The sequence below is a fragment of the Pedobacter sp. Bi27 genome, from assembly GCF_918698255.1.
In the GTDB taxonomy this organism is placed as follows: Bacteria; Bacteroidota; Bacteroidia; order Sphingobacteriales; family Sphingobacteriaceae; genus Pedobacter.
In genome coordinates, this window is record NZ_CAKKMW010000004.1 from 675,153 (window position 1) to 691,698 (window position 16,546).

9 protein-coding genes are annotated in these 16,546 nt (G+C 40.9%); all 9 read right to left on the reverse strand.

Annotated features, from left to right (window positions below; translation table 11 throughout):
* Window positions 1-309: 309 nt before the first annotated feature.
* The 9 genes from LQ227_RS16775 to LQ227_RS16815 all read right to left on the reverse strand — a co-directional run bounded on the left by LQ227_RS16775 (window position 310) and on the right by LQ227_RS16815 (window position 16,529).
* Entirely contained in the window at window positions 310-1,812 is a 1,503-nt protein-coding gene (locus tag LQ227_RS16775; protein ID WP_230150035.1) for an alpha-L-fucosidase, read from the reverse strand.
* 24 nt (window positions 1,813-1,836) lie between these two features.
* Entirely contained in the window at window positions 1,837-3,426 is a 1,590-nt protein-coding gene (locus tag LQ227_RS16780; protein WP_230150038.1) for a beta-N-acetylhexosaminidase, read from the reverse strand.
* Complete coding sequence (locus LQ227_RS16785; RefSeq protein ID WP_230150040.1) at window positions 3,426-4,823, reverse strand: alpha-L-fucosidase; 1,398 nt, start codon at window positions 4,821-4,823, stop codon at window positions 3,426-3,428. The genes LQ227_RS16780 and LQ227_RS16785 overlap by 1 nt, the downstream gene beginning before the upstream one ends.
* A gap of 52 nt (window positions 4,824-4,875) precedes the next feature.
* A complete protein-coding gene (locus LQ227_RS16790) occupies window positions 4,876-6,306 on the reverse strand; it encodes a beta/gamma crystallin family protein (RefSeq protein WP_230150042.1) in 1,431 nt (476 codons plus the stop codon).
* A gap of 217 nt (window positions 6,307-6,523) precedes the next feature.
* Window positions 6,524-6,838, reverse strand: a complete 315-nt coding sequence (locus LQ227_RS16795) for a hypothetical protein (protein WP_230141796.1) — start codon at window positions 6,836-6,838, stop codon at window positions 6,524-6,526.
* A 146-nt stretch (window positions 6,839-6,984) separates the two neighbouring features.
* The gene (locus LQ227_RS16800) at window positions 6,985-8,775 is read right to left on the reverse strand and encodes a RagB/SusD family nutrient uptake outer membrane protein (protein ID WP_230150044.1); all 1,791 of its coding nucleotides are present in this window, start codon (window positions 8,773-8,775) and stop codon (window positions 6,985-6,987) included.
* Between the two features lie 18 nt (window positions 8,776-8,793).
* Window positions 8,794-11,919, reverse strand: coding sequence for a TonB-dependent receptor (locus LQ227_RS16805; RefSeq protein WP_230141801.1), 3,126 nt, complete (start codon window positions 11,917-11,919; stop codon window positions 8,794-8,796).
* A gap of 15 nt (window positions 11,920-11,934) precedes the next feature.
* Window positions 11,935-13,683: a RagB/SusD family nutrient uptake outer membrane protein gene (locus LQ227_RS16810; protein WP_230150046.1), complete on the reverse strand. Its 1,749-nt coding sequence runs from the start codon at window positions 13,681-13,683 to the stop codon at window positions 11,935-11,937.
* 11 nt (window positions 13,684-13,694) lie between these two features.
* Complete coding sequence (locus tag LQ227_RS16815; protein WP_230150048.1) at window positions 13,695-16,529, reverse strand: SusC/RagA family TonB-linked outer membrane protein; 2,835 nt, start codon at window positions 16,527-16,529, stop codon at window positions 13,695-13,697.
* Window positions 16,530-16,546: the final 17 nt, after the last annotated feature.

Sequence of the window (16,546 nt, forward strand, 5' to 3'; positions counted from 1 at the left end):
TTACCATTAGGTTAAAATTAAGATTGCGTAGAAACATCCATCGCTACGCAATCATTAACTAACCAAATAAATGTATTTACCAGGCGCAACATCAGATAACCAGTCTAATGCACGATTAGTATAGAAGGTAAAATTCGGGCACTAATCAACCGATTCATTACCATGTCGTTTACATTTAAATCTTAAATCAAAACCGGTTATAGACTTTCGGCTAATGCCTCCTTTTATCGTGAAGCTCGGTTTGATCGCTAACAACAGCATAGTTTGCTTAAACCTTTGGAGTAAAAATTTAACGAGAGGCCAATCTGACTACATTTTTGCATCCATTAACTTTGCTGCTTTTCCTTTTGGCGCCACCAGTTTCATTTTAATTACAAATGCTTTGTTCGATTGAAAATCTTTTGGCAGTATTACATCGTAATAGGTATTTTTATCAAGATCCAAACCAAGGTCTGCTTGTTTTAAGGCTAATTTCTTACTGTTCACTAAAAGTGCAGCTGTACCTGGAACCTGTTTGGCATTTTTAGGCACCGCAATGCGCACAATACCATTTACGGGTTGGTTAAAAACAGTTAAATAAAGATTATCATCTTTTTGAGTAAAGTAGCCTAATTTAGAAGGACTTAATGCAGCGTGGCGCACCCCATATACCGCCTCGGCATTTATTTTTATCCATTCGCCAATTTCCTTTGCAATTTTATCCTCTTCGGGATGCATATTTCCATTGCCATCGGGCCCAAAGTTTAGTACAAAATTGCCATTCATTGATACCGAACGCATCAGCATATCCAATAAATCGTCGGTGGTTTTGGTATAAATCCCGGACCAATCTTTCATATATCCCCAACCGTTTGGCGGGATAGTCATTACCGCATCCCAATCGTTACCGTTTAACCACTCAAATTCTACAGGCAACTTACGCTCCCAGCCTTGTTCGTAATCTCCTAAAATATTACCATTCGAATCGAAATGTCTTGAGCCATGTTCATCGTTACGGAAACGCGAGCCGATAATTAATCCAGGATGTTTTTCCCGGAGTTCTTTTTCTAAATTGTAGGTAAATTCGTAGGCACTTTTCCACGAGGCATCCCAGGTACCATCAAACCAGAAACCTTTAATTTTCGGATAGTTATCCAATTGCTCTAAAAGCTGGTTTCGGGTATAAGCTAAAAATTTACCGAATTTTTCTTTCTCTTCGTCTGTTTTTGGAGCTTTCCCCATATAATTTGGGTTATTCCATTCTAAAATCGAGAAATAGAGATATACATCAATACCTTCGGCGGTATAAGCATCTACAATCTGTTTTACAATATCTTTTTTATGCGGCGATGCAGAAACATTATAATCAGAATATTTGGTTGGCCAAAGTGCAAAGCCATCATGATGTTTGGTGGTAAAAATCACATATTTCGCGCCCATATCCTTAGCTTGTTTAGCCCAGCGTTTGGCATCGAAGTTTTTCGGGTTAAACTGTTTGTACAGATTATCGTAAGTTTTGGCCCAATCTTTTGGTGCTGTAGGCCCGCCCCAAGAGCGGATCCATTCTGATGCTGCTGCACCTCCCCTTGCACTTACCCCATTCCATTCGTTACCCGCGATAGAATAAATTCCCCAATGGATAAACTGCCCTAAACCATAACTGCGAAAGGCTTCCATGTCAGCATCGGTACGGTGTGGCGGTGTTAGGGTTCCGTATTTAACTTCAACTTCTTTTGTAGGTTTGCTCTTCGGCCCTGTCCACTGCGCATCTGCAGGGTGTTCTACAACTATAACAGCAAGGGTAACCAAGGCAAACTTTAATATATTCTTCATATTCAAATTTTATTCGTGTGCGTGTTAATCTTTATAATTTAATGGCTTCTTTCTCTTAACCGGTATTTCTGGGTTTTGTACAGGTTTTGAGGGATGATAATAATAAAGTCCTGCTTTGCCATAAAGCGCCAGATGTTGGATTAGATTATTACTGAAGGTTTTAAAATCTTTGTGATTTTGCGGCGTCCATGCAGCTTCTGCCAGGGCAGCAATCCGCGGAAAAAGTAAATAATCTAAACGGTTGTCATTATCTACTGTTTCTGTCCAAAGGTTCGCCTGAATACCTAAAATAAGTTGCTTTTCTTTTTTATTTTCGGTAAAAGACTGCGCATCGAACTGGTATACCTGCTCAATCGGACTATATAATTTATTCCATTTTCTACCATATTGATGGGTACTATCCTGAACAAAATCGAAATACAATGGCAAGCGTGGGCATAAAACTGTTTGATAACCTTTGCTTAAAGCAGTGCGAAGCTGAGCAGGTTTTTCCTGACGCCACCAAAACATAATGGTTTTCTCTTTGGGTAGGTCGGCTTCGGCCATTTCATCCCAAAAAATAGCCCTGGCATTTAATTGGTAGAGCGAATCGGCCATACGTTTCATAAAATAGTGTTCTACCGCAGCATCGTCCTTAAGCTTTTCGCGTTCGCGGAGTTTTAAAATATCTGGATTGCTTTTCCATTTTTCATTTCCGTAACTCACTTCATCTCCCCCTAAATGAATTAATCCGGCAGGGAAAAGCACATTGGTTTCTTTTAGAATATCGGTTAAATAAACGTAAGTTTTTTCCAGGCCAGGGTTAAAGGTAAACGCTGGATGCCCTATTGAACCGCCTCCTGAATATTCTGGATAGGCTTTATTGGCCGCAGTAGCATGTCCGGGCATATCAATTTCCGGTATAACTTTAATGTAGCGCTTGGCAGCGTAGGCCACAATTTCCCTAATATCGGCATGTGTATAAAACTGTGCTGGCAAATTGGGGTTAAAATAATCACCAATGCCGCCAATAAGGGCCAAATTTGGATATTTTTTGATTTCCAACCGCCAGGCAGGTTCATCGGTTAAATGCCAGTGAAAGGTATTCAGTTTATAAAAGGCCATCCAGTTTAAAATGGATTTTACTTTTTGTTTGCCAAAAAAATGACGCGATTCGTCGAGCATAAAGCCGCGCCAGCCATAAGCCGGTGCGTCACTTATTTCTGCAGCAGGAAGCAGGCTGTTTTTATTGGTTAGCGCCAATTGCAACAGTGAAACCACTCCATAAAAAATGCCATTGGGATGTGTACCAGAAACGATAATCTGGCCAGGTTTGATACTGATCTGATAAGCACATGAATCTGCATGTTTCTTTCCTGCTTTTAACACCAGCATAATATTTGCCGATTTTCCTTTCTGTTGAATGGTAATTCCTTTTTGGCTTAATAATTCGTTCTGAAAATAATAGGCTATTGTTTTTAATTGTTCATTATTGTAACCAATACTACTGTAATTGTTAAGGGCAAAGTAGCCACTACCTTTTACAAATTGCGCTGGCATAGGAATAATTCCTGGTTGCTGCGCAAATGCAGTTGAGTAAATAATTAGTATAGATAAAATATATAGTAATCTCATTAATTGGCTGTTATTTTTAATACATAAACAGGAATTTGATTTCCTTTGTTATAATCGCTTGGCAAATCAAGGCTAAGCCCCTCATTATTTACTGTCCATTTAATTTTTTTATTGTTTCCCAGGAGTTCAATATTTTTAACAGACAGTATGCTTTTGTTTATCTGCTTTAACAGTACATCTGGCTTTTGCCAGCTTCTTAAAAAAGCGTATACAGCCTTATCATTTGCGGTATAGTAAACATCTGGTGTTAAAGATTTTGGTGTACCATCAAAAACGGCATCTTTAATGGCGTTTTTGCTTTCTTCGATGGAAATATTGTCGGTCTTTTCACTCCTATTTTCTTTTATAGCTAACCATGGATGGCTGGCGTAAATGGCCTCATGATTAATATCCATCCATTTACCTATTGCTTTTAATCGGGCAGTTGCCCAATCCGGAAATGCACCATCGCCTTTAGGGCCAATATTTAACAACAGGTTGCCACCATTAGCTACTACTTCTACCAAGTGCCGTACCAGCATTTCTGGCGATTTCCAAAGGCTATCGTGTTTGTTGTAACCCCAGTTTTGGCCAATGGTTAAACAAGACTCCCATGCTTTTTTAGATGATGGTGACAAAGACTGTTCTGAAATTGAAAAATCGCCATAACCATTCCCGATTCTATTGTTAACCAAGCAGTTTGGCTGTAATTTATTAACTAACGCTTTAAGTTCTGCGCTCTCTGTTTTACTGATAAGTTCAGGCGTATCGAACCAAAGTGCGCCAATTGGGCCATAGTTACTTAAAAGTTCCGTGATCTGTGGTTTAACCTTTCGTTCGAAATAGCGGTTAAAAACCTTTGCGTCTTCATTCGGATAATCCCAGGTGTTGCTTCTGCCAGCTTTTACAGGCCAATTGGTTGGCACATCCGGATCTTGCCAATCTCTCCCTAAGGAATAATAAAGGCAAAGTGTGATTTTGTATTTTTTGCAGGCTTTTGCCAGCGCTGCAATTGGATCGCGCTTAAAAGGGCTTCTTTTTACGATATTATAATCGCTGCTGGCTGAGTTGTACATGGCAAATCCATCATGATGTTTGGCCGTAAAAACGATATACTTCATCCCTGTTTCTTTTGTTTGTTTAACCCAGGCATCTGCATCGAACTTTATGGGATTAAATTGATCCGCAATGGTTCCGTACTCTTGTACCGGAATACGTTCGTAAAGCATAAAATGCTCTCCTCCTTTAACCTTATGGCCTTTCCAATCGCCAGCAGTTTGGGCATACAAGCCCCAATGTAAAAACATGCCGAATTTTTCTGTCCTAAACTGTTCTAATGCATTATTTTGTACTGTTTGCCCAACCAATAGCTGGACAAACAGTACAAATAACAGACTTAAAAAAAGCGGTTTTCTCATTTTTGATTTGGTTTGAAACATTAAAGATAAGCCTGTTTATAACAAATAATAATTAAAGGGCAATCACTTTTATGGATGATGCCTTATCGTTAAAAGTAGAAACGTAAGTACTTGACGAAGTTAATTCAATGCTACTTCCTGTAAAGTTATCTCCATCATACATAATTACTTTAACACCAAGACCTAAATTAACAGATGATACATCGTTATTGCTAATACCGCGGCTTATTAAATCGGCGGTGGTATACTGGCCAACAGGTAATGATACGCCATAGCCACCATAACTGGAATTCTGGTGAAATTTAGCAGAACCATTTGCACCGATTTGTGGCACACCATTTAAAAATGAGAATGAATAAGTTTTGCTCACATTACCGCCATTTTTCAATAGCAATTTCAACCTGATGTTGTAAGCTTCGTTATTTTTATAATAAAGCTCGCTAAAGGGAATAGTTGCCGAAATTGTATTTCCAGTACCTGGGTTCGATCTCCATGCCACAGCATTATAATCAGCATCGCTACCACCCAAATCTGGGTCCATGTAAATCAGGATATCATTTACTTCTTTATTACTTGTAAATGAACCTGTAACATTGAAAGCCTGTGTTGTTGCATTGTAGGCAAACTGCGCATTAATCGTGGTGGTGGCTGCTTCGTAAGGTATTTCTGTAGGCAAAGGATTCTGGAACACTTCGTTACGGTTTAAAATGGCGGCATCAACCTCGGTTAAGAATGTTGGTTGACCTTTGCTGAAAGTTACATTTCCTGATCCCATTAAAGAAGTACCTAAGATCGGTTGTTCTGAAGCATATTTAGCATGATCGTGTGGCAAATTTAAGCCATGTCCCAGCTCGTGCAGCATACCACCAAGTAAATTTGATGTTGCATTAGGGATTTTATCAACTGCCATGTTCGAATTGTCAGTAGCGAAGCAATTTTTACCGTAGCCGTAAAAAGGCTGATCAAAACTACCATCGGTACGCTGGGGTAATAAGATCAGCGTATGGCTTGAATTTGAAAACTCTGAAGCGTGTGTGGCTTTGTAGGCCGCAATTTCGTTCAGGATTTTAGTTGCAGAAATACTGGCATCGTAAGGATAGGCCGATTGTGCAAACTGTGCTGGTATTTCGATAAAACGCACCAATCCGGTTGAATCGATTTTGGGCAATCCCATGTATTTATCATAGCCATACCTTAACATTTCGGTATGGAACCAGCCCTGAAAATGAACCAATAAAGAGGTTAAGCGGGTTTTGTAATCAGCAAGCGCCGGATTATCGGTAGGCACAAACATTACAATATTCAGGTTTTTGGTATTGGTAACAAAACTCGGCGGAGTGGTTCCGGAGCTTAGTGCCAATGTAGTTGGTTTTGTGCCAAGTGTTTCTGGTTCTGAAACAGGTGCTTTTTTACAGGCAGTCATTAAAAGACCGCTTGAAATCATCAAAAGCAGTGCAAAGCAAAGTTGTTTTTTGTTTTTCATTGTTTAATGGTTAAAGGTTTATGGTTAATTGATTTTTATTGGTTTATTAGTCCACTTGTCATTAGTTCATTAGTTGATGCTCCATTGCCCAATCCGTCATTGCGAGGCCAGATAAGCGGGAGCCGAAGCAATCTTTATTGGTTAATTAACTTCAAACTATTCCTTTCGACTCCGAGGGCTTTTATCAGTAATTGACTCTGAACTGCCGACTCAAGACTCAAAAAGTAACTTTCAACACACGCCCCATATCCCCACCACTTTTTTGTAATCCTTCGGGTACCGAAATCCTCAGTCCTTTATGATCCTGTTTCCACTCGAGTTTTTCATTTGTTTCTTCTAACAATACCTCTTTCACTAAAAACTGATCATTAGAAAGTGAAATAATAATCAGTTCTCCATATTCGGTTTCGTTTAAAAAAACCTGTAGTTCATCATCCTTCCCCGAATAAAACATAATGGGCTCAAGTGTTCTGATATCAATTGAGTTTTTGAGTTTAGCTAAAACCGGGCTTTCTTGTTGATCGGTAGGCATAAGTAGATGTTTAAGATGATCGTATTGATATTGTAACGGTGTATAGAAGGTTTAAGGTTTTTACCCGACCATGATGTTGCCTACCTTGTTTTGGCAGGCAACTGGTCTGGGACTAACTCAACTAAAAAAATTGTTTAAGCTTATGATTACCAACCTGGGTTTTGCATTAATGTTGCCGATTTATCAATCTCTGTTTGAGGAATTGGTGCGAGATAAGCGCGCTGTTGCCAATTAACCGATAATGCCAGCTTTGTTCTATCGTAAGTAAAAGCTCCATTAGCTTCCTTTGAGATGTATGTCTGCATAATATTCTTGCTTTCGGTTAGCTCTGCTGTTCTCCACCTGCGGGTATCGTACCAGAAATGCCCCTCTGAGAAAAACTCGGCAACAGATTCTTTTTGCAACAATGTTCTAAATGCAGCTTGCGGTATGCCTGCAACAATGCCATAACGGTTATCCGTTCCTGCGGTGATCCCGGCGCGTTTTCTGATTTTGACAAGCCATGAAACAGCCTGTTCTGTTTGACCCAATTCGTTTAATGCCTCTGCATAACCCATATACATTTCTGCCAGGCGGATCACCGGCAAACATCTTTCAATACTGGCTGAAGTACCGGTAGAATCGTTAGCCATTTTCCTCGAATAGTATCCCGTTTTGGTATAATAAGCTTGTATCCCATCAGCAGCCAGTGCATTTGTGGCCTTGTTAAAATAGATATCAACCGGAACCAATGTAGTGCCCGAACCACTTTTCCATAAAGGCGCCTGGTTGTAAATGATAGAGAAATAAAAACGTGGATCGCGGTTTATATAAGGATTATTGGGATTGTAGCCCGAAGCAGGATCATCAATGGCCTTTCCCTCTTTAGTTCCAAAATTTTCTACCGCAGATTCGGTCGGGTTACAAAAGGTATAAGTGGTAGATTGTCTGCTTCTTGGAAAACGGTAAGATTCAAAATTTGTTCCGCCCAAAAAGCTCACTGCGCCCGAAGAAACCACGAAAGGTGTAATTACTTCGGTATTTTTTCTGCCTTTGATAAACATTTTCCAAAAACCATGGCCAGGACGGGTTATATTATCTTCTACCAATGCATAATCAGGCAGATCAACCACTGCTTTCAATGCATCAGCTGCTTTCTGCCAAAGTATTGCATTATAAGTTGCCGAATAGGTAATATAAGGCAATAAGGAAGCATCTGTACTATGCGATTTACCATTAAAAAGCGGACTCGCTGCTGTAAGTAAAATCCTTGCCTTAAGGGCCAATGCAGCACCTCTCGTCGCATGTCCGTATTCTGCGGCTTCTTGCGCCAATGCACTAGGCAAACCTTTTGCTGCTTCATCAAGTTCTGCAACAGCATAATCAACACATTCTTTGTAGGTATTGCGTTTGGATATTAAAATTTCATCTGCATTGAGTGGAACATCGGGCATTAACTGTACACCGCCATAAAAGCGGATCAAACCGATATAAAAGAATGCCCTAAGGTAACGCGCTTCAGCAATCAACCTATTCTTACGAACAGCTGAAATCGGCGTTTTACCTATATTCTGCAAAAACAGCGATGCCTGTCTGATTTTTTTATAATAAGTTGTCCAGTAATTGTTCAGCGAGTAATTGCTAGCGGTATAGGTACCCTGAATTACCCCAGTTTGTGGTGTACTATAGTAACTTAGTGCCAAACTTGTCTGTTCATCAAAACAGGCCCAATCGTTACCATTGGGACTGGTAATATAACCCGCCCGCTGCAAAACAATGTCTTGTCCGGTATAGGCATACATATCATTTACAAAGCCGATGGTAAGCGCGCTATCTGCAAAAACCTTTTCCTCTGTTAAAGTTTCTGTTTTCCTATCCAAAAAACTAGATTTTTTACATGCAGCCAGACTAAAAAGTGCTACTGCAATGATATTGATGATATAAAATTTCTTTCTCATTTCTTTATCTTTTTTGAATTATAGCCCAAACTGGATCCCAAAATTGAATATGCTCTGTTGCGGGTATTCGTTTACATCGCCAAGGTTTGTGGTGCTGGCCGTTCCGGTTACCGATTCTGGATCTATAAACACAGGCAACGCCGTGTAAAGCAAGCCAAGATTGTAACCATTGGCATATACTCTGATGTTGTTCATGTGGAGTTTTTTAGCAAACGAAGTGGGTAAACGGTAACCTATTTCTACGTTTTTCCACCGGATGTAATCACCACGTTTTGTCCAGTAAGTAGAAAACACGCCACTTTGCGAACCACTGCCTGCCAATACAGGGAATGTAGCTTCCTGACGGGTAACAGGTGTCCAACGGCCCAGGTTATAAGGAATAGATTGATTTTCAGGGCGACTATAACCGATTACACCACGGTTGATATTGATGAAATATTTAAATGAACTTTGGAATAAGGTACTGAAATCGAAGTTTTTGTAAGAGAAGCCAAAACTTAAACCCGCAATATACTCGGGCTGATTGGTTCCGACATAACCTAAATCGTATTGATCGATAATACCATCGCCATTTAAATCAACCAGTTTAACACCACCGAGCGATAAATTGCTTAAAGGGGTGGCGGTGATCAATTTCGGACTGTTATATAAATCAGCCAGTGATTGGTAAAGCCCTGCATCCTGGTAAGCAAACAGGGCACCAACAGGTTTTCCGGTTAAACCTAACCAAGGGTAGCGCACGGCACCTTCATCACGGAAAATTACTTTGTTTTCTGAATGACTGATCTGCGTATTAACAAAATACGATAGTTTGTTAGCGAAAAGATTGTCTTTATAGGTTAACTCTACTTCATACCCTTTGTTATCAACAATGCCCAGGTTTACGAAAGGCAGCGAGGCGCCAAATGCAGTAGCAACTGATGCACGCTGCGTTAAAATATCTTCACGGCGTTTTTTGTAAAAATCAACATTTAAACCCAATCGGCCTTTAAACATCCTAAGCTCAAGCCCAATATTGGCATCACGCTGGGTTTCCCAGGTAATTTCGGTATTGGCCAAAGTGGGTTCAATTAAACCACCATAGGTTGTATTACCTGTTTCTCCAAAAATATAGCCTTTACCACTTCCACCAACATAGGTTTTCTCGTAAGAATATACAGATGATCCGATACCATCGTTACCCACCATACCATAAGATCCCCTGATTTTTAAATTATCGATAAAATTGATATTGTTTTTAAAAAAAGGTTCTTCACTGATGTTGTAAGCCACACTTAGCGCTGGGAAAAACTGGTACTTTTTGCTCGACTGAAATTTATCCGATCCATTGTATGCACCTTTAAAATCGAGCAGGTATTTCTGTTTGTAGTTATAGCTGAAAGATGTAACAATCCCCCTTACATTGTAGGGATCATAAGCAATAGCACTCGTTTCTTCAGTTTTTGTAGTTTGGTTAAGCAACACAAAAGCATTTATATTATGGCTGGCAAAACTTCTGTTGTATTTTAATGAGGCCTGTAAATTGGTTAAACGGTTCGATCCGGTATAACCGCCGCTCCTTGTTAACTTACCCAAACGGTAGAGGTTGTTTACAACTGGCAGGTAACTGCTGGTATTGGCATCATAGTAATAAGTAGGTATTTCGGAGGAGCTTCTTTTTAAAGAGCGGTTGAAACTATAATCGCTGGCATACGATAACAATGCGTTTGCGGTAAGTCCTTCCGTAATGAAATTCAATTTTTGATCTACCTGTGTTACAAACCCAAGGTTATTGGTGTAATCGCGGCTATAACCCGACCATCTTAAATTGGCTATTGGGTTTATTTTTGTCGACCCGCTGGTAGAACCACCGTAAGTGCCGTTTGCATTGTAAGCGGGAAAGCCAAAAGCCGATAATTGCCCGTTCCATAAATATTGCAGGGTTGGTGCACCACCGTTCCCGGGCGAATCATTTGGTGAATTGGTTACCCCGAATCTTCCTGATAAATCGAAACGGATATGCAAATTTTTATTGGGATCTAAATCTACATTTGAGCGGAAATTGTAACGGTCGAACTGATAATCGCCATTATAACCTTCATCTTTGGTAAAATCTTTGTACATCCCACCCTGACTGAAATAACCAAGCGAAACAAAGTATTTCGTTTTTTGAGTACCACCGCTGATATCAAAGTTACTACGGTTTTGTATGCTGTAATCTTTTGTCAGTTCATCCCACCAATCTACAAATGGATAATTGTAAGGGTCATCCTGCAGGCGGTAATGCTCGAGGTTATTCCCGCCAAAAAATTTAGGGTATTGCGTGGCCGGATCCATGTACTGCTCGGTGGTGTACTCGTTCAGCATTTTTAAGGTGGTATAACCGTTGTTGGTTTTAAAATTCACAGCCGATCGGGTTAAACCGGTTTCCTGTCTAAAGGTTAACTGTGGCTTGCCTGATTCTCCCCTGCGCGTACGCACCACCACAACACCATTGGCACCACGCACGCCATAAACGGCTGTTGTAGAAGCATCTTTTAAGATGGTTAAACTTTCGATCTCATTCTGATCGAGCATATTGATCTGATCAGCAGTTACCTCAATATCATCCACAATAATTAAAGGAGTGGTTGTTCCCTGGTAGGTGCTGATCCCGCGGATCTGAAAAGCTGCACCATCTTTACCTGGCTGACCGCTTCTTTGCTGGGAGAAAAACCCTGGTAAACGACCTGCCAATGAGTTTTGAATGCTCGCTGTAGGACTTTGTCTTATTTCTTTACCCGAAATAGAACTCACCGCCCCAGTATTGGTAATTTTTTTCGCTTTTTCGCCGAAACCCAATACAACCACTTCTTCCAGCCCTTTGGCGTCTTCCTCGAGGGTAACATTTATACTGGTTCTGCTGCCTGTGCCGATTTCTCTGGTTAAATAACCTATTGATTTAATGATCAGTACGCCACTGGAACCTTTAAGGCGCAAGGTAAATTTACCATCCTGACCGGAAGTGGTACCATTGGCCGTGGCTTCTTTTTCGTAAATGCTGGCACCGGGTATCGGGCCGCGGTTATCGGAAATTACACCCGAAACCGTTTTTCCTACCTGCCCATACACGGTTTGTACCAAAAGGGCTGATAGTAATATAATATATGTTAAAAATCTTTTCATCATGTTGTTGATTAGCTACCAGTTTGGATTTTGAACCATGTTGCCGTTAGATGCCATTTCTTTGAATGGTATTGGGTAGAGGTACATTTTAGCTGCCTCGAACTTGGTAGGTGCTGCCGTTACAATAGAATAACTTACCGTGGTACCACTTAGCGTTCCCTTAATCCCGTGTAACGTTCCGTTTAAAACATTTTCGGCAATTTTCCAGCGGCGGATATCCCAGAAACGCTGTTCTTCGAAAGCCATTTCTACCCTGCGCTCGTGGCGGATCCTATCGCGCATCTGTTGTTGGGTTAAACCCGTTGGTAAAGCCGGCATATTTACCCTTGCCCTAATGGCGTTGATACTTTTATATACATCGGCATCCGGCCCTACAGCTTCATTTTGAGCCTCAGCAAAGTTGAGGAGGATTTCAGCATACCTGAAAATGGGGAAATTATGGTTCTGCGCAGTGTAGGCACTTTCACTGGTGGTACCTGTCATAAATTTACGCAGGTAGTAACCTGTTCTGGTTTCATCCGATACGGCATTACCATATCCTTTAGGTCTGTCTTTACCTCCATCGTAAGTTTGAACATTACGGTTAAGCCAAAATAAGCCATCAAATGAAACCGTTCCGGCCAATCGTGGATCGCGGTTGTAGTATGGTGCAGCAAGTGTATAACCGGAGCTACTTTCCTGGATGGTTTTGCCGGTAAAAGTTTCAAACTCATCAACCAGTTCCTGAGTGGGGTTAGTTAGGCCCTGTCCCTGCCGGGTATAACCCACGGGTTCATTGTTCTGCTCTATATCGGTAGTGGTAGCCCTTAAATAAGGCAATATGATTTCGGCATTATATCTTGAAGAAAACACATTTAAAAATTTATTCACCCCAGCCACGTAATTACTTAAGGAAGCAGATGGCGCCAGTGCACTCATATTCGTGGTGCTGTAATGTGCCGTTGCTGTTGAGGTTGATAAGGCATAAACAAATTTGCCCGCAGCAACACTATCCATCACTGCTTTGGCAGCCAATGCGGCCGCCGTCCACTTTGAGACGTCATTACCCGCATTATTTAAAGGGCTTGCTGCATACAATAGTAACCTCGATTTTAATGCCATGGCGGCACCGCGTGTAAAACGTCCGAAATAGATGGTGGTATAACCACTTGTTGCATTTGGACCCAACAGATCGGGCATAACAGCATCAAGTTCGCTATTGATGTAGTTTACACAGTCCTGATAGCTATTGCGCGGAAGGTTTATCTGATCGTTCAGCTCGAAAATTTTATTACCGATTAATGGAACACCACCCCAGCGTTTAACCAGTTCGAAATAAAACATGGCCCTTAATGCCCGTGCCTCTGCTTTAAAGCGTTTTTTAAATCCTGTGGTTTTAATGGGCACCTGATCGATGTTCGCCAGAAAAATATTTACTTTTCTGATGCCCGCATAATTGGCATCCCAGGTATTATCGGGCAAAGCCACCTGGTTAAAGGCGCCATTTGAATAGAACTGCACCTGTGCGGAGGTTGAAGATGGAATAGCATCATCAGTACCGGCATCGAGCATATTGGAAGATATCCGATTAAAACCATTTGGCAGGCTCGAATAGGTGTTATTGAGGAAAGCTTCGGCATAAACGCCAAGTGAATCAGTTGGATCGAATACCAGGTCTTTATTGGCATTTTCTAAAGGCCCATCCTCAATCATTTTTTTACACCCGCTGGCAAGTAACATGGCAAACAGGGCATATATTAGGGTAATTTTATTAATATTCTTCATCTTGGATACGCTTATAGTTTAAGTGATAAACCACCATTGATAATACGGTAGTTGGCAAAGCCAGACAAACCTGTTTCGGGATCGAAATAATCGAGTTTGCTCCAGGTTAAGAGGTTGTAACCGTTAACAAAAAACCGCAGCTTGCTGATTTTTGCCCTCGCCAATAATTTAACCGGCACGGTGTAACCTATTTCTACATTTTTAAGGCGGATATAATCGGCCCTTCTGTACCAAAAGCTCGAAGTTTGGGTATTGTAGGTGTTGTTACCGAGGGTTAAACGTGGCAGGGTTGCGTTTACCGGGTTTTGCGGTGTCCAGCGGTTTTCAGTGGTATAATCGAGCACATAACCGTAACCGTTGTTAAAGGCGAGCATTGATGATGGGCTGTAGTAGATCTCTCTTGGTAACCTGCCTTCAATCAAAGCATTAAAATCAAAACCTTTATAGACAAAACCAAAGTTTAAACCAAAAATGAAAAGCGGACGGGTATTAAGCGCTTTGGTATCTAAAAAGTTAATTACGCCATCGTTATTTAAGTCTTTGTATTTGATGTCGCCCGGACTTGGCGTGTAACCAGGGATATTTGCAGTTTTGCTGATATCCTCGCCTACCTGATAAAAACCGATGGCCTCGTAACCAAAAGTGGTACCAGGTTGGCCAGCACGGTACATCCACGGGTAAGGATAATTACCTTCCTGTAAACTGATCACCTTGTTTTTGGCGTAAGTAAAATTGCCTTTAACAAAGTATGAAAAATCTTTGCTCTGATCGGCAAACTGAACGCTTGCTTCTAGCCCATTGTACCTGGTGCTACCGCCGTTAACGGTTGGGTAACTTTGCCCGATAATGCCCGAAGCATAACCATTTGCAGGGGTAATCAGCTCGTCGGTATATTTATTATTGTAATAGTTAACCTCTACATTTAAACGGTTTTTTAAAAATTGCGCTTCAATTCCGGCATCAACTTTTAAAGCTTTCTCCCAGGTAATGTTGGGGTTTTTCAAAGCATTTTCTAAACTGCCCGAAACTGCTGTAGCTGTAGCGCCGAAGTTATAACCGGTTGATCCGATAGCATAATTCTGTAAATAAGTATAATAGTTTCCAGGATCAGCCCAGGCGGTTTCACCTATACTTCCGCGTATTTTTAAGAAATTAACCACTTTACTGTTAAACCAATCTTCTTTAGAAAGCACCCATCCCAAACCTGCCGAGGGTAAAAAGCCCCATCTTTTGCCTGGTGCATAACGGTTGTATCCGCTGTAAACCATCGAAATTTCGGCAAGGTATTTTTGATCGAAATCGTAATTGGCACTAATGCCCGCATTCTGGTAAATTTGGTTTAGCTGAGTATAAGAATCAATCAGGTTGGTTAAGTTATAAGTACCCAGCACGTTCAATGTGCTTTTGCCAAAGGTTTTATCATAACCCAACAAACCATTAACAAAAGTCTGTTTGTTCTGCGTGCCTAAGGTTGGTGCGCCACTATTGGCAATAATGGTACCATCGCTGCCCACTTTTGTATAGTTGGTACCCGTACTGGTGGTGACAGGATAATAAATGGCAAAAGTTTTATTACGAGAAATGGTTTGCAGGTAATAATTATTGATTGATAACAAACCCTTGGCCCACAATCCTTTTGTAATGTCATCCAGCTTAAATTTTAAACTTACATCGGCATTTAAAGAACGTTCGTTAAAACTATTATACCCCGAAGCAATGGTACTGGCCAAAATGTTGTTGCTGTACTGACTGCTGCCACCATAAGTGCCATCCGGATTTTTTTCAGGGTAACCAAGTGGCGAAGTTTGAAAAATGCTGTTCATGATATTTGAACCCAGGTTGCCAGGTTCGTTACTATTTTCTATCGATGCAAAAATGTTCAGCCCTAATTGGATGTTATCGTTAAAATCGATCTGGGCATTGGTCCTTAAGTTGTAGCGCTTGTAGTAATTGGTGGTTTCGTAGCTATTATCGGGACCGGAAATAAAGTTTCCATCCTGACTGAAATGCTCCACAGAGGTATAATAGCGATAGTTTTTGCCATTTCCTGCCGCATTGATGGTGTAACGTTGTTGTGCAGCGTTCTTTTTATAAATACTGTTGTACCAGTCGTTATTGGGTTGTAAAAAGGGATTATTGGTGCCGTTTTTATAAGCGGTGATTACATCAGCCGGATAGGTTGGCGTGGCCCCCGGAAAAGTATTCTTTTGTGCTTCGTTATATAGCTCGGCATAACTACCACCTGTAATAAAATTTGGTCTTTTAAACTGGTTCAGCACGCCATACTGTGCCGAAAAGTTCAGTTCGAAGGGTTTTTCCAGCGATTTATCTTTGGTGGTGATGTAAACAATACCGCCCGACGATCTTAAACCATACATATTGGCCGAAACCGCATCTTTTAATACGGTAATGCTTTTGATATCGTCTAAATTGAAACTCGTAAACGAACGCACAACGCCATCTACCACAATTAAGGGCGATTGACCACGAAGCGTAAACGAAGAAACATCGAACAGTGGCCCTGTGCGGCCCGAACTTCTGTTGCTGTATAAACCTGGGATTCTTCCAGATACGGCATTGGTAAGGTCAGAAACCGGAGTGGTATTTACATCTTCGTTATAAATGGTGGTGGTACCGGCAACATTACGGAGTTTTGATATGGTTTTAAACCATTGGTCTACATGCCTATCCTGTAAAGGTAATTTTGCCATCACAGAATCTTTCACCAACGAGTCGCCTGTTTTTTGGGCGTAAAGCATGTTATTGCCCAATGCAAAAAGCAAACAGCTTATGCAAAGTGTTCTAAAACCCGACACCCGATTTTGAAAAGTAATTATTTTAATCATTTTGTTTGGTTTAGGTT